Genomic DNA, 14187 nt, shown 5'->3' on the forward strand with positions numbered 1-14187 from the left:
GTCGCATAGTCCTTAAAAGATTAAAAAGTGCTGTGGTTATGCTTTTTTCGTAAAAAGAGCATTGCCGCACCGTGAACAAAAAGACGCCGATTGTTCGTGAGTGTTCTTTTTGCAGGTCGGGCAGTCGTGCTTGAGTTGCTCGCCACGCATGGCGTTGGCCAATTCGGCAGTGAAGATGCCGGTGGGCACGGCAATGATCGAGTAGCCGGTGATCATCACCATCGCCGAGATCACTTGCCCCAGTACGGTTTTGGGCACTATGTCACCAAAACCCACAGTCGTCAGGGTGACAATGGCCCAATAGATACTTACCGGAATACTGGTAAAGCCGTTTGCAGGCCCTTCGACCACATACATCAGACTGCCGAACACCGTAACCAGGGTGGAGACGCTGACCAGGAACACGATGATTTTTTGCTTGCTGCCGCGCAGCGCCGAGAGCAGATAGTTGGCCTGGCTCAGGTAGGGGCGCAGCTTGAGGATACGAAAAATCCGCAACATGCGAATGATGCGGATGATCAACAGGTACTGCGCGTCGCTGTAATAGATCGCCAGAATCCCCGGCACAATGGCCAGCAAATCCACCAGGCCGTAGAAGCTGAAGGCGTAACGCAGAGGTTTGGGCGAGCAATACAGACGCAGGCCGTATTCCACGGCGAATACAAAGGTGAAACCCCACTCGATATAGGCCAGCAGTTTGGCGTAGTCGCGGTGAATGCTGTTGATGCTGTCGAGCACCACGACCACCAGGCTGCACAGGATGATCAGCAGCAGGGCGGTGTCGAAACGCCGCCCCGCCGGGGTATCGGCCTGAAAGACCATCACATACAAGCGCTGGCGCCAGTCATTGTTATCCATGCAGGTTGCTCGATGCCCAAAGGTCAGAAGGTTCGAGTATTAACGCTCAATGCGCAACCTGCATTGTTCTTGTGCAGGGTGCAGGATGCGCACACTGGCGTGCACCAGCCAGCATCCGAGGATAAAGGGTGCGGTCAGGGGGGCGAGGCCCAGGGCAATAAAGCCCGGGGTGATCAGCAAGGTCACGATAATCCCCGCCACGGGCAGCCAGGGACGCCGTGCTTGCTGACTCAGGGCCAATGCGGCGAGTGCAGGGTTGTAGCCGGCCAGGCCGTCCAGTGCAGCCGCGCTGTCCTGTTGATACAAGGCAAACAGCATACCGGTCAGTGAACCGGTGATGGCCCATAGTGCCGCGCGCCAGTTGCTCAGCCACAGGCCGATCACAATCAGCAACCCGGCCAGCGGGTGTGGCAGCAGCATGACCTGGGCAATGCCCTTGAACAGCCCCTGTGCCAGTGTGAGGCCATTGACGGCCTGGGTGTGGTCCATGGCTTGTGCAGGCGGGTTGGTCAGGTGCAGCAGGATCCAGCCAATACCCACAAACGGCGCGGTGTAGGCCAGCAGGCTTTGCCCGGGGGTGGCGCGCTTGAGCCACTGATGCACGAGCATCGTACTCAGTCCGGCACTGGCAATGATCAGCAAGGGCAACAGGGCAGACCATTCAAGCTGGTGGCTTATCAGCAAGCCCAGCAAGATACCGTTGTAGCTGTACAGACCCGCCTGGCGTTCGGCCTTGGGATAGTCGCGCCGTTGCGCGGTGAGGAGCCCGGCAATACCGCCGAGCAAGGCGCCACCGAGCAGGGTGGGGGCACTGATCAGAATGGCCAGCAGGCACAGCACGCCGCACAGAGGATGACGCTGGAGGAAGATCTGGCCGAAACCGGCGCACAGGGCCGTCGCCCAGTCGGGGCAGGGGTTTGAACTCATGATTGTTACCTGGTAGTCGCAGCCGAGGCACGAAGGCTGCGAGCTCTTGATTGGCTCCCTGCATGATCAAGAACTCGCAGCCTTCGTGCCTCGGCTGCGACTACAGGTAGTGCGGTCTCCCCAAAAAGGGCAGACCGGTGGGCTTACTTGTCGCGAATCGAGAAGTTGGCCATGTGTTCCAGGCCCTTGATCAGCGCCGAGTGGTCCCAGTTGCTGCCACCGATGGCCGCGCAGGTGCTGAACACTTGCTGGGCATTGGCGGTGTTGGGCAGGTTGATCCCCAGCTCACGGGCACCGGCCAGGGCCAGGTTGAGGTCTTTTTGATGCAGGCTGATACGGAAGCCCGGGTCAAAAGTGCCCTTGATCATGCGCTCGCCGTGCACTTCGAGGATTTTCGAGGAGGCAAAGCCACCCATCAGCGCTTCGCGAACCTTGGCCGGGTCAGCGCCGTTTTTCGCGGCAAATACCAGGGCTTCGGCCACGGCCTGGATATTCAGGGCGACGATGATCTGGTTGGCTACCTTGGCGGTTTGACCGTCGCCATTGCCGCCCACCAGGGTGATGTTCTTGCCCATGCTCTGCAGCAGCGGCAGGGCGCGGGCGAAGGTTTTTTCGTCACCGCCGACCATGATGCTCAGTGAGCCGGCCTTGGCGCCAACTTCACCGCCGGATACCGGCGCGTCGAGGTACTGAGCACCCTTGGCGTTGATTTTTTCGGCGAACGCTTTGGTGGCCGTAGGCGAGATCGAACTCATGTCGATCACCACCTTGTTCGGGCTCAGGCCCGCGGCGATGCCGTCTTCACGAAACAGCACATCCTCAACCTGAGGGGTATCCGGCACCATGACGATGATGAATTCGGCTTCCTGGGCCACTTCTCGCGGGCTGGCCAGGGCGATCGCGCCGGCGGCTACCAGGTCGGCCGGTGCGGCGCCGTGGTGGGTCGAGAGAAACAGGCTATGCCCGGCCTTCTGCAGGTTGCTGGCCATGGGTGAGCCCATGATGCCGGTGCCGATAAATCCGATTTTAGCCATGACAAATCCTCTTGTTTTTCTTAGGGCGATTCAGAGTAGGTGGTCTGATGTGGGAGCGGGCTTGCTCGCGATGGGATCGCTCCCACAGAGTTACACCGCGTTATGGGTCTTGAGCCACGCCAGACCGGCTTCGGTGCTGGTCAGCGGCTTGTACTCACAGCCAACCCAACCCTGATAGCCGATGCGGTCCAGGTGATCGAACAAAAAGCGGTAGTTGATTTCGCCGGTGCCCGGTTCGTGGCGACCAGGGTTATCGGCCAGCTGGATATGGTTGATCTGCGGCAGATGAGTCTGCATGGTGCGGGCCAGGTCACCCTCCATGATTTGCATGTGGTAGATGTCGTATTGCAGGAACAGATTGCTGCTGCCGACCTTTTCCTGGATCGCCAGTGCCTGCTGGGTGTTGTTCAGGTAAAAGCCGGGGATGTCGAGGGTGTTGATCGACTCCATCACCAGCTTGATGCCGACTGCCTGCAGCTTGTCGGCGGCGTATTTGAGGTTGGCGACGAAGGTTTTTTCGACCGTGGCGTCGTCCACGCCCTGGGGGCGGATGCCGGCCAGGCAGTTGATCTGGTCGTTGCCCAGCACTTGCGCGTAAGCGATGGCCAGGTCGACCCCGGCGCGGAACTCTTCAACCCGGTCCGGCAGGCAGGCAATCCCGCGCTCGCCCTTGGCCCAGTCACCGGCCGGCAGGTTGAACAACACCTGGGTCAGTTTATTGGCATCGAGCTGGGCCTTGATGTCGGCCGAGTTGTAATCGTAAGGGAACAGGTATTCAACGCCATGAAAACCAGCGTTGGCGGCCGCTTGAAAACGGACAAGAAAATCCTGCTCGGTGAACAGCATGGACAGGTTGGCGGCAAAACGCGGCATGGTGAACTCCTGCTTTTTGTCCCCTCTCCTCGGGAGAGGGGGTGAGGGCTATAAATTAATCCAGCATCGAAATGGCGGTCGGTGCATCGTTACCCACCAGCGCCAGGTCTTCAAATTCATTTACGCCGTTGATTTCGGTGCCCATCGAGATATTGGTCACACGCTCCAGGATGATTTCCACCATCACCGGTACGCGGAATTCCTTGATCAGTTCCTGGGCCTTGCGCAGGGCAGGCTGGATTTCACTCGGTTCGAACACGCGCAAGGCCTTGCAACCCAGGCCTTGAACGACGGCCACGTGGTCAACGCCATAGCCGTTAAGCTCCGGTGCGTTGAGGTTGTCGAAAGCCAACTGCACGCAGTAGTCCATTTCAAACCCGCGCTGGGCCTGACGGATAAGCCCCAGGTAGGAGTTGTTAACCACCACGTGGATATAGGGCAGGTTGAACTGAGCGCCCACGGCCAGTTCTTCGATCATGAACTGGAAGTCGTAGTCGCCGGACAGTGCCACTACATTGCGATCCGGGTCGGCCTTGACCACCCCCAGCGCCGCCGGAATGGTCCAGCCCAGAGGGCCGGCCTGGCCGCAGTTGATCCAGTGGCGAGGTTTGTACACATGCAGGAATTGTGCGCCAGCAATCTGTGACAAACCGATGGTGCTGACATAGCAGGTGTCTTTGCCGAACACCTGGTTCATTTCTTCGTACACGCGTTGTGGCTTGACCGGCACGTTGTCGAAGTGGGTCTTGCGCTGCATCGTGGCCTTGCGCTGCTGGCAGTCCTGCAGCCAGGCGCTGCGGTTTTTCAGCTTGCCGGCAGCTTTCCATTCGCGGGCTACTTCAAGGAATACCTTGAGCGCGGCACCGGCGTCGGAAACGATGCCCAGATCCGGGTTGAATACCCGGCCGATCTGGGTCGGTTCGATATCCACGTGAATGAACTTGCGGCCTTCGGTGTACACATCCACCGAACCGGTATGGCGGTTGGCCCAGCGGTTGCCGATGCCCAATACCACATCGGACTTGAGCAGGGTGGCGTTGCCATAACGGTGCGAGGTTTGCAGGCCGACCATGCCCACCATCAGCGGGTGGTCATCGGCGATGGTGCCCCAGCCCATCAGGGTCGGAATCACCGGGATACCGGTCAGTTCGGCGAATTCCACCAGCAGGTCGCTGGCGTCGGCATTGATCACGCCGCCACCGCTGACCAGCAGCGGGCGTTCCGCCTGATCGAGCATGGTCAGGGCTTTTTCGGCCTGCAGCCGGTTTGCCGTTGGTTTGGCCAGTGGCAGCGGTTCATAGGCGTCAATGTCGAATTCGATTTCGGCCATCTGCACATCGAACGGCAGATCGATCAGCACCGGGCCAGGGCGCCCGGAGCGCATTTCGTAAAAGGCTTTCTGGAAGGCGTAAGGCACCTGGCCCGGCTCCATCACCGTGGTCGACCACTTGGTGACGGGCTTGACGATGGCGGTGATATCCACCGCCTGGAAGTCTTCTTTGTGCATCCGTGCCCGTGGGGCCTGGCCGGTGATGCACAGAATCGGGATCGAGTCGGCCGAGGCACTGTACAGGCCCGTCACCATATCGGTACCGGCAGGCCCCGAGGTGCCGATGCACACGCCGATATTGCCGGCCTTGGTGCGGGTATAGCCCTCGGCCATGTGCGAGGCGCCTTCGACGTGGCGAGCAAGGACGTGATCGATGCCACCGACCTTTTTCAGGGCCGAGTACAGCGGGTTGATGGCGGCGCCCGGGATACCGAATGCGGTATCGACACCTTCGCGACGCATCACCAGAACGGCGGCTTCGATTGCTCTCATTTTGCTCATTGTTTTGTGCCTCTTACGTTTTGTAATTGTATACAAGTGGCTGTTGAGCGAGTGTATTCATCCTCCGCTGTGCAGGTCAATGGCTTTTATCGATTCGATGGTTGATCACAAGCAAGCCTTGTATTCAGGCTTGTGCGCTGGGTTTTGTTTTTTTGATTGCTGAAAAATTGTATACAAAATAGATTTGTATTGTGTTCTATTGGTGTTATTGAGTGCGCCTCGCGAGGTGCGCCGAAGGCTTTCCATAACAAGATAAGGATGGCAACCATGAGTGCTTTAACCTTGAAAGTCGCTTTAGAACTGACCGCTCAGGCCTTGAGCGTCGGGCGTCAGATCAGTGCTGCGCCGCTGACGGTAGTGGTGCTCGACAGTGGCGGGCATTTGCTGGCGTTGCAGCGCGAAGACGGCGCCAGCCTGCTGCGCCCCAGCATTGCGATTGGCAAAGCCTGGGGCGCGATTGCCTTAGGCAAGGGCTCGCGTCTGCTGGCACTGGACGCGCAACAGCGCCCGGCGTTCTTCGCGGCGCTTAATGGCATGGGGCAAAGTGACGTGGTGCCTGCGCCGGGTGGGGTATTGATTCGTGATGAGGCGGGGCAGGTAATCGGTGCTGTTGGTATCAGCGGCGATACGTCGGATATCGACGAGCAATGCGCGATCAGCGCGGTAGAAGCGCTGGGCCTGCGGGCGGATGCGGGGGTGGCGGTCTGATTTGGGCTGAGTGATTGACCGCCTTCGCGAGCAGGCTCGCTCCCACAGATTGTGCGCAGGGTGGGAGCGAGCCTGCTCGCGAAGGCATTGTTGAGACACATTCAGCTAAAAAACGCCCCGTCCTCATTGTTCTTTCAGGGCTAGCCTTTTCATTACTCATCTATGAAAAGGCAAAGGAATGCCGTCTTTAGCTGCTTCACACCGCCTGCGTATCGGCCGCTGTTCCGAGCCAAATCGAATTTACCTGTTGAGCACCAACACGCTCTGCAGAGAGCCCATCTTTAAAGACTTTACCTTGGGACGATTAGTCGTCGCACAATTTCGCGCTGCCCAAGACCAGGGTTTTGCAGACTCGTTGGCCTGGGTCGTCATGCCAGATCACGTTCATTGGTTGATCGAATTACACCGTGGGACGCTCGGTAGCTTGATGCAACGAACCAAGTCTTTGAGTACCCAGGCTGTCAGGCGATCAACTGATCGCAAAATCAGCCTTTGGCAAAATGGCTTCCATGACCGGGCATTAAGGCGAGAAGAGGATCTGGTGAATGTTGCTCGTTATGTTGTCGCCAATCCGTTGCGGGCACGACTGGTCGAGAAGCTCGGTGACTATCCCCTGTGGGATGCAATCTGGGTTTGAAAGGGCTTCGCGAGCAGGCTCGCTCCCACAGATTGTGCGCAGGGTGGGAGCGAGCCTGCTCGCGAAGGTCCCAGCGTGGTTTATCGGTCCGGTTCGCAGCCCTTCAGCACCAACCGGATAATGGTTTGGGTTGCCGCTTCGTAGTCGCTGTCTTCAAGCTTGGTCTTGCCGGTGATGGCCGAGATCTGCCAGTCGAAGTCGGCGTAGGTCTGGGTTGCCGCCCAGATGCTGAACATCAGGTGGTGCGGGTCGATGGCGGCAATCTGGCCGCGGTCGATCCAGGTCTGGATGCAGGCGATGTTGTGTTGGGCCTGGGCATTCAACAGCTCTACCTGTTTTTCACTCAAGTGCGGGGCGCCATGCATGATTTCGCTGGCGAACACTTTCGAGGCAAAGGGCAGGTCACGAGAAATCACGATTTTTGAGCGGATGTAATTGCTCAATACCGTATTCGGCTCGCCATCGGCGTTGAACGGCGTCGAAGCCCGCAGGATCGGGTCGATAATGCTTTCAAGCACCTCGCGATAGAGGTTTTCCTTGGATTTGAAGTAGTAGTAGACATTGGGCTTGGGCACGCCGGCCTTGGCCGCGATATCGCTGGTTTTGCTGGCGGCGAAACCCTTGTCAGCGAATTCTTCGCTGGCGGCACGCAAAATCAGTTCTTTGTTACGCTCGCGGATACTGCTCATAAACCCGATATGTCCTTGCCTGCTGGGGCGGTCGGGCATGGTAGCACCGGGCTTGCAAGTGGCTCAAGATTGCCGCTTTGCGCGCGGCACGCGCTATGCTTGTGTCCATTCCATCTCTCAGGACGTTTTTCTATGGCTGGCAGTAGCTTGCTGATGTTGCTCGATGATATCGCCGCCGTGCTCGATGACGTCGCTCTGATGACCAAAGTGGCCGCCAAAAAAACCGCCGGGGTGCTGGGCGATGACCTTGCGCTCAACGCCCAGCAGGTATCGGGCGTGCGTGCCGACCGGGAGTTGCCGGTGGTGTGGGCCGTGGCCAAGGGTTCGTTTCGCAACAAGGCGATTCTGGTACCGGCAGCGCTGGCCATCAGTGCCTTTGCGCCCTGGGCGGTGACGCCGCTGTTGATGGTGGGTGGGGCTTATCTGTGTTTCGAGGGTTTCGAAAAGGTCGCCCACAGTTTCACCCACAGCAAGGCCGATGCCCAGAGCCAGCGCCAGGCCTTGCAGGAGTCGCTGGCCGGTGCTGAAGTCGATCTGGCGGCGTTTGAAAAGGATAAGGTCAAGGGCGCCGTTCGTACGGACTTTATCCTGTCCGCCGAAATCATTGCCATCACCCTGGGCATCGTCTCCGACTCACCGCTGATGCAGCAGGTGGTGGTGTTGTCGGGTATCGCCATCGTGATGACAGTCGGGGTATATGGCGTGGTGGGTGGCATCGTCAAACTCGACGATGGTGGCCTGTACCTGAGCAAGAAGACCGGCGACGGCGCCTGGCCGCGGTTCCAGCGCAGCTTTGGCCATGGTGTGTTGAGCGCAGCCCCGTACATGATGAAAAGTCTGACCGTGATCGGCACGGCGGCAATGTTCATGGTCGGCGGCGGTATCCTGACCCACGGTGTACCGCCGTTGCATCATTGGGTTGAAGGCGTTGCGCAAGGCAGCACGCAATGGCTGGGTGTGGTGTCGGTGATTGTGCCGACCCTGCTCAACGCCGTGGCCGGCATTATTGCCGGCGCGGTGGTGTTGGCCGTGGTGTCTGTCGCGAGCAAGGTCTGGCGGGCCATCAAGTCCTAGGCCGCGATGGCACGGGGCAGGGTACTGTCCTGCAGCAATCGATAGCCCAGCACCGCGAACAGCAGCATGACGCCGCCGGCGGCCAGCGACACGCTAAAACCGGCCTGGGCGCCGTACGCGTCCACCACCCAGCCGCCGAGTACCGCACCGAGGGCCACGCCCATGCCCAGACCGGTGATCATCCAGGTCAGGCCTTCAGTCAGCTTGGCAGGTGGGACAATGTTTTCCACCAGGCCCATGGCGGTGATCAGGGTGGGGGCAAAAAACAGCCCGGCGATCAGCATGCCCACGGCCAGGGTGGCGATGCTGTCGGCCCACAGCAGCGGCACCATGGTGATGGATGTGGCCAGGGCGCCGAGCACAAACAGCCTGGGCAGCGGCATGTTCAACTTGAGCATGCCGAACACCAGCCCGGCAGCGCACGATCCCAAGGCGTACATCGACAATACAATGCTTGCGGCAGCCGGTTGGCCCTGATGCTGGGCAAAGGCCACGCTAACCACATCCACCGTTCCCACAATCGTGCCCAGCCCAAGCAGGGCCAACAGCAAAACCACCACGGCGCCCTGGCGTAAAACTGTGCCCTGGTGCTCGCTGCTACGCGGGTGTACCGGTGGTTCGGTGCTGCGTTGCAGCACAAACACGCTGACGCCGATGGCCAGCAGGATGGCTGCCGCCAGTGGTCCGGCCTGGGGGAACAGCGCCACACTCAGGCCCACGGAAATCGGCGGGCCGATAATAAAGCTCACTTCATCGAGTACCGACTCGAACGAGAACGCCGTATGCAGTTTGGGCGAGCCGCGATACAGCTCGGTCCAGCGTGCCCGCACCATTGCCGACATGCTCGGCATGCAGCCCGACAGGGCGGCGAACACAAACAGCGTCCAGTCCGGCGCGCCAAAATGACTGCACAGCAGCAAGGCCAGCAAGGCGCTGACGCCAATGGCGGTGACACCGGGCAGGATGCGGCTCTGGCCGTAGCGGTCGACCCAGCGTGAAATCTGCGGAGCCAGCAGGGCTGTGGCCAGGGCAAAGGTGGCGGCTACGCCACCGGCCAGCCAATAGGAACCTTGCAGTTGCGCCAGCATGGTGATGATGCCGATGCCGACCATTGAGATCGGCATCCGCGCGATCAGGCCCGCACCGCTGAAAGCCTTGGTGCCGGGGGCGCTGAAAATCTCGCGATAGGGGTTGGCCATACAAGCTCCGGAACAGTGTTGGGGATTGCTTTCGTAGCAGCTGTCGAACGCAGCCTTGGGCAGCTGCTACGGGAATGTGTAAGTGCCGGTAATCACATACGCGGCGTATGTAGAAATATACGCATACACAGCGTATGTCAATTAACATACGTCGCGTATCCAAAAATAAAGGTGAAAGGCATGGCGCCCAAAGCGCGGTCGCAAATGATCGAAGAAACCCGTGGCAAGCTGCTTGAGGCGGCTCGCCTGGCATTCAGTACGGTGGGCTATGCCCGGACATCGATGGACGAATTGACGGCTTCGGTCGGGCTGACGCGTGGCGCGTTGTACCACCATTTTGGCGACAAGAAAGGCTTGTTCAAGGCCGTGGCCCAGCAGATCGATGCCGAGCTGGATGCGCAGCTGGCGCAGGTGTTTGAGCAGGCGGACAGCCATTGGCAAGGGTTTAAGGATCAGTGCCGGCTGTATCTGGAGATGGCCCTGCAAGTTGAGGTACAGCGCATTCTGTTGCGCGATGCGCCTTCGGTGCTGGGCTCGCAATATGTGCAGAACACCCAGTCGGTGTGCTGCCTGTCGATGGCGTCGATGTTGCAGGGGCTGATGGACACCGAGGTGATTCAGCGCACCGATCCCGAGGCGCTGGCGCGTCTGATTCAGGGCGGGCTGATGGATGCGTCGTTCTGGATTGCCGAGGCCGACAACCCGCCGCAGCGTCTGGCCGCTGCGCTGGACAGCCTGGACCTGATGCTGCGCGGTTTGCTGCGGGTGCCTGAGCCGCGCTGACGCGGCCCGGGCCCGTGCATCAGAAGTGGTACTTGATCAGCAGGCTGGTGGTGTTCTGATTGGTCTTGAACGCGCCGCTGTCTTCGATGCCGTACTTGTTTTTCCAGTAGTCGTATTCCACACCGACATACAGTTGCTTGGCGCTCCAGCTCAGGGCCTTGCCCAGGTCATATTTAACCTGCGGGTTGAAGTGCAGGTTGGCGTGGTAGGTGCCACGGGAGTTCTCGTCGTTGTCGACCACCCAGTCCATGTAGCCGTCGATCAGCACATCGGAGTTGCCCAGGGGCAGGGTGTAGGACCACACTGGGGTGATCTGCCACACACCTTTGCCGGCGCGGCTGCCTTCCGGGAAGCGTTGGTAGAAGTTCAACTGGAAGTAGTCAAAGCCCGGCACGTTCAGGTCGAAACCCGGACCGATCAGGTAGGCATCGGTATCGCCTTCGCCAAACTCGTAAGTCATGGCCAGCAGCACGTCTTTGATCGGGCCGAATTCAAACTTCTGGTCGAAGATCTTGCCGAACGACAAACGCGGGGTGAATTCACCGTAGTAGGTGTTCGGGCCGACGTTGCCGTCTTTCTTGCCGTTGTAAAAGATACGGTCAAGGAAGAAGAAGTTGTCACCGTACTTCCAGCTGTCAGCATGCTCGAAGGTCATGGTCTGCTGAATTTTTGGATTGACCTGGAAGTCCTTGCCGTACAAGTAAGTCAGGCTATTGGTTTGCCATTGCAGCAGGTCGCCGGCAACTGCCGGAGCCCCGCCCAGCATGCTCCCCGCAAGCATCAGGCCGGTAAGTGTGCGCTTCATTCGGTTAGCTCCAAAATATAGAAAGTTGTGCAAGTAGTGCGAACGTGGCGCTCTGATGTGGCGCCTTGGTTCATGGTTTTAAAAGTTGCCTTTACGGTCAGCTTCAGTGCTTTTAGCAAGTTCGGGGCCATACCTGTTTTATAGCCATGAATAAACCCTCGACTGCGCGTTGGCAGTTGAGTGCAGGGGGCGGCAGGCAGGCCGTAAACCTTTGATATAAAGGCAAAAGTTGGCTTTAAAGTCAGCTTTGAAAAACGTCGCGTTTAAGCGGGCGCGCAGGATACGGGCTCTGGCGCGTGCACTCAAGCGCTCTGTTAAAGCCCAGGGCGGGCATTAACAGAGCATGCACAGTCTAGAGCTTAGAAGTGGACTTTGATCAGGGCACTGGCGGTGTTCTGGTTGGTATCAAGACGGCTGCTGCTTTCGATGCCGTACTTGTCCTTCCAGTAGCTGTATTCAATCCCGACATAGAGCTGTTTTTCACCCAGGTTCAGGGCCTTGCCCAGGTCATATTTGATCTGTGGGTTGAAGTGCAGATTGGAGTGGTAGGTGCCGCGTGAGTTCTGGTCGTTGTCCACCACCCAGTCCATATAGCCGTCGATCAACACGTTGGAGCGGCCCAGGGGGATGGTGTAGGAAAACGACGGAGTGATCTGCCAGACCCCGGTGCCAGGGCGTGGGCCCTCGGTATGGCGGCGATAGAAGTTGAGGGTGAAGTAGTTGAAGCCCGGTACCGCCAGATCAAAGCCCGGGCCGATCAGGTAGGCCTCGCTGTCGCCTTCGCCATATTCATAGGTCATGGCCAGCAGCACGTCCTTGATCGGGCCATATTCGAATTTGCGGTCGAAGATCTTGCCGAACGACAGGCGCGGGCTGAACTCGCCGTAATAGGTGTGCGGGCCTTTGTTGGGGTCTTCTTTGCCGTTGTAGAAAATCCGGTCGACAAACAGGAAGTTGTCGCCGTACTTCCATTTGTCCGCATGTTCGAAAGTGACGGTTTGCTGGATCGACGGGTTGATCGCGAAGTTCTTGCCGTACAGGTAGGTCAGGCTGTTGGTTTGCCATAAAAACAGGTCCCCGGCCATTGTCTGGCTGGCAGCCAAAAGTCCACCTGCGAGCGTGACGCCCCAGTGTTTGCACTTCATGGGTAACTCCCTTTTTTATTGTTTTTGTAAAGCGAGAGCCCCTCTCCCTAGCCCTCTCCCGGAGGAAGAGGGGATTGGTCGTGCGAGCGCTCAGGAACACCCCCGATCAGCCCCCTCTCCCTTGGGGAGAGGGTTGGGGTGAGGGTCAGGGCTCAGTGCTGGTGCACATGCCCGCTCATGGCTGCGCGTTCGGAACCGCCCAGCACATTGAACATCAGGTTCAGGCACACCGCGCTGACAGCGGCCATGGCGATACCGCTGTGGGTGATGGGGTCCATCCACAGTGGCAGGTGGGCGAAAAACTCAGGACGCACCACCGGGATCAGGCCCATGCCGATGCTCACGGCCACCAGCAACTGATTGCGGCGGTCGGCGATGTCGGCTTCCTGGAGGATCTTGATCCCGGTTGCCGCGACCATGCCGAACATGGCAATGGCGGCGCCACCCAACACTGCAGGCGGAATCGAGGCCACCAGGTACGCCGCTTTCGGCAGCAGGCTGAGGGTGATCAGGAAGATACCGGCCATGATGGTTACCGAGCGGCAACGCACGCCGGTCATTTGCACCAGGCCAATGTTCTGGGCGAAGGAGGAGTGGGTGAAGGTGTTGAAAAAACCGGCGATAAAAGAAGCGCCTGCGTCACACAGCAAACCGCGACGCAGCATGCGCGGGGTGACTTCCTGATCGGTGATTTTGCCCAGCGCCAGGAACATCCCGGTGGACTCGACAAAAATGATCACCACCACCAGGCACATCGAAAGAATCGGTGCCAAATGAAACTCCGGCATGCCGAAGTGCAAGGGGGTGACAACCTGGAACCACGGCGTATTGTCCAGCCCGGAGAGGTCGACCATGCCGATGGCGCCTGACAGCACATAGCCCAGGGCCATGCCGATCAAGACCGACACATTGACCCAGAAGCCGCGCATAAAGCGGTTGATCAGCAGGATGGTGCCCAGCACCAGAGCCGCGATGGCCAGGTACACCGGCGAACCGAATTGCGCCGCAGCACTGCCGCCACCGGCCCAGTTGACCGCAACGGGGAACAGCGACAGGCCGATCGAAGTGATGACAGTACCGGTGACCAGGGGAGGAAAGAAGCGCACCACCTTGGACATAAATGGCGCAATGATCATTCCGAAAAAGCCCGCGGCGATGGTCGCACCGAAGATCCCGGTCAAGCCGATACCCGGCATCCCGGCCATTGCCACCATGCTGCCAACGGCGGCAAAGCTGGCGCCCATCATGACCGGCATGCGAATACCCATGGGGCCGATACCCATCGACTGCACGATGGTAGCGACACCCGCCACCAGCAGGTCGGCGTTGATCAGAAACGCGATCTCTTCACGACTCAGGCCTGCAGCCTGTCCGATGATCAGCGGCACGGCCACGGCGCCGCCATACATCAGCAGCACATGCTGCAAACCGACCAGGATCAGTTGCAGCATGGGTAGCCGCGCCAGCGGGGGCGGGGCGGTCACGGCGGGTATGCGCGGTTCGGTTAAATCGGACATGCAACACCTCGGTCATTTTTATTGTTGTGAGCTAGGCTCTGTACGTAAAGTATTGTCGCAAGCACCGCATAGCGCAGGCCAATGAGACCATCGCCGCAAAACTTGTT

14 protein-coding genes are annotated in these 14187 nt (G+C 59.1%); 4 read left to right on the forward strand and 10 right to left on the reverse strand.

Features of this window, described 5'->3' with window-relative positions:
- Positions 1-36 precede the first annotated feature (36 nt).
- The 5 genes from GHN92_RS21210 to gcl form a co-directional block, all read right to left on the reverse strand.
- Positions 37-858, reverse strand: a complete 822-nt coding sequence (locus GHN92_RS21210) for an ion transporter (RefSeq protein ID WP_095002068.1) — start codon at positions 856-858, stop codon at positions 37-39.
- Positions 859-897: 39 nt separating this feature from the next.
- Positions 898-1785 (reverse strand): urea transporter, encoded by an 888-nt coding sequence (locus tag GHN92_RS21215; RefSeq protein WP_130872381.1) that lies wholly within the window; start codon positions 1783-1785, stop codon positions 898-900.
- A 143-nt stretch (positions 1786-1928) separates the two neighbouring features.
- A complete protein-coding gene (locus tag GHN92_RS21220) occupies positions 1929-2819 on the reverse strand; it encodes a 2-hydroxy-3-oxopropionate reductase (RefSeq protein WP_046809691.1) in 891 nt (296 codons plus the stop codon).
- A gap of 90 nt (positions 2820-2909) precedes the next feature.
- Positions 2910-3692, reverse strand: coding sequence for a hydroxypyruvate isomerase (gene hyi, locus GHN92_RS21225; RefSeq protein ID WP_095002066.1), 783 nt, complete (start codon positions 3690-3692; stop codon positions 2910-2912).
- Between the two features lie 55 nt (positions 3693-3747).
- Positions 3748-5523, reverse strand: a complete 1776-nt coding sequence (gene gcl, locus GHN92_RS21230) for a glyoxylate carboligase (protein ID WP_095002065.1) — start codon at positions 5521-5523, stop codon at positions 3748-3750.
- A gap of 267 nt (positions 5524-5790) precedes the next feature.
- On the opposite strand from gcl, the gene GHN92_RS21235 reads away from it, so the two are divergent.
- Entirely contained in the window at positions 5791-6231 is a 441-nt protein-coding gene (locus GHN92_RS21235) for a heme-binding protein (RefSeq protein WP_095002064.1), read from the forward strand.
- Positions 6232-6409: 178 nt separating this feature from the next.
- On the forward strand, positions 6410-6868 hold the full coding sequence (locus GHN92_RS21240; RefSeq protein ID WP_095024370.1) for a transposase: 459 nt from the start codon (positions 6410-6412) through the stop codon (positions 6866-6868).
- A gap of 80 nt (positions 6869-6948) precedes the next feature.
- On the opposite strand, the gene GHN92_RS21245 is transcribed toward GHN92_RS21240, so the two are convergent.
- Positions 6949-7557 carry a TetR/AcrR family transcriptional regulator gene (locus tag GHN92_RS21245; RefSeq protein ID WP_095021338.1) on the reverse strand — a complete coding sequence of 203 codons (609 nt, stop codon included), beginning with the start codon at positions 7555-7557 and terminating at the stop codon, positions 6949-6951.
- A 132-nt stretch (positions 7558-7689) separates the two neighbouring features.
- Here GHN92_RS21245 and GHN92_RS21250 point away from each other — a divergent pair, with 132 nt between their 5' ends.
- Complete coding sequence (locus tag GHN92_RS21250; protein WP_133143726.1) at positions 7690-8631, forward strand: DUF808 domain-containing protein; 942 nt, start codon at positions 7690-7692, stop codon at positions 8629-8631.
- Here the strand turns inward: GHN92_RS21250 and GHN92_RS21255 are convergent.
- Positions 8628-9830, reverse strand: a complete 1203-nt coding sequence (locus GHN92_RS21255) for an MFS transporter (protein ID WP_095019576.1) — start codon at positions 9828-9830, stop codon at positions 8628-8630. The two genes, GHN92_RS21250 and GHN92_RS21255, sit on opposite strands and share 4 nt — an antisense overlap.
- 180 nt (positions 9831-10010) lie before the next feature.
- Between GHN92_RS21255 and GHN92_RS21260 the strand changes: the two genes are divergently transcribed.
- The gene (locus tag GHN92_RS21260) at positions 10011-10613 is read left to right on the forward strand and encodes a TetR/AcrR family transcriptional regulator (protein ID WP_095002060.1); all 603 of its coding nucleotides are present in this window, start codon (positions 10011-10013) and stop codon (positions 10611-10613) included.
- Between the two features lie 19 nt (positions 10614-10632).
- On the opposite strand, the gene GHN92_RS21265 is transcribed toward GHN92_RS21260, so the two are convergent.
- The 3 genes from GHN92_RS21265 to GHN92_RS21275 form a co-directional block, all read right to left on the reverse strand.
- Positions 10633-11418 carry an outer membrane protein OmpK gene (locus GHN92_RS21265; protein WP_095002059.1) on the reverse strand — a complete coding sequence of 262 codons (786 nt, stop codon included), beginning with the start codon at positions 11416-11418 and terminating at the stop codon, positions 10633-10635.
- Positions 11419-11777: 359 nt separating this feature from the next.
- A complete protein-coding gene (locus tag GHN92_RS21270; RefSeq protein WP_095002058.1) occupies positions 11778-12563 on the reverse strand; it encodes an outer membrane protein OmpK in 786 nt (261 codons plus the stop codon).
- A 152-nt stretch (positions 12564-12715) separates the two neighbouring features.
- Positions 12716-14080, reverse strand: coding sequence for a nucleobase:cation symporter-2 family protein (locus GHN92_RS21275; protein ID WP_095002057.1), 1365 nt, complete (start codon positions 14078-14080; stop codon positions 12716-12718).
- Positions 14081-14187: the final 107 nt, after the last annotated feature.

Source organism: Pseudomonas sp. FSL R10-2964, from assembly GCF_009600035.1.
GTDB classification, from domain to species: domain Bacteria; phylum Pseudomonadota; class Gammaproteobacteria; order Pseudomonadales; family Pseudomonadaceae; genus Aquipseudomonas; species Aquipseudomonas bubulae.

Coding starts and splice junctions, on each gene's coding strand:
- GHN92_RS21240 (WP_095024370.1), top strand. CDS start 6,410: ATGCCGTCTTTAGCTGCTTCACACCGCCTGCGTATCGGCCGCTGTTCC.
- GHN92_RS21250 (WP_133143726.1), top strand. CDS start 7,690: ATGGCTGGCAGTAGCTTGCTGATGTTGCTCGATGATATCGCCGCCGTG.
- GHN92_RS21210 (WP_095002068.1), bottom strand. CDS start 858: ATGGATAACAATGACTGGCGCCAGCGCTTGTATGTGATGGTCTTTCAG.
- GHN92_RS21245 (WP_095021338.1), bottom strand. CDS start 7,557: ATGAGCAGTATCCGCGAGCGTAACAAAGAACTGATTTTGCGTGCCGCC.
- GHN92_RS21215 (WP_130872381.1), bottom strand. CDS start 1,785: ATGAGTTCAAACCCCTGCCCCGACTGGGCGACGGCCCTGTGCGCCGGT.
- hyi (WP_095002066.1), bottom strand. CDS start 3,692: ATGCCGCGTTTTGCCGCCAACCTGTCCATGCTGTTCACCGAGCAGGAT.
- GHN92_RS21260 (WP_095002060.1), top strand. CDS start 10,011: ATGGCGCCCAAAGCGCGGTCGCAAATGATCGAAGAAACCCGTGGCAAG.
- GHN92_RS21270 (WP_095002058.1), bottom strand. CDS start 12,563: ATGAAGTGCAAACACTGGGGCGTCACGCTCGCAGGTGGACTTTTGGCT.
- gcl (WP_095002065.1), bottom strand. CDS start 5,523: ATGAGCAAAATGAGAGCAATCGAAGCCGCCGTTCTGGTGATGCGTCGC.
- GHN92_RS21220 (WP_046809691.1), bottom strand. CDS start 2,819: ATGGCTAAAATCGGATTTATCGGCACCGGCATCATGGGCTCACCCATG.
- GHN92_RS21275 (WP_095002057.1), bottom strand. CDS start 14,080: ATGTCCGATTTAACCGAACCGCGCATACCCGCCGTGACCGCCCCGCCC.
- GHN92_RS21265 (WP_095002059.1), bottom strand. CDS start 11,418: ATGAAGCGCACACTTACCGGCCTGATGCTTGCGGGGAGCATGCTGGGC.
- GHN92_RS21235 (WP_095002064.1), top strand. CDS start 5,791: ATGAGTGCTTTAACCTTGAAAGTCGCTTTAGAACTGACCGCTCAGGCC.
- GHN92_RS21255 (WP_095019576.1), bottom strand. CDS start 9,830: ATGGCCAACCCCTATCGCGAGATTTTCAGCGCCCCCGGCACCAAGGCT.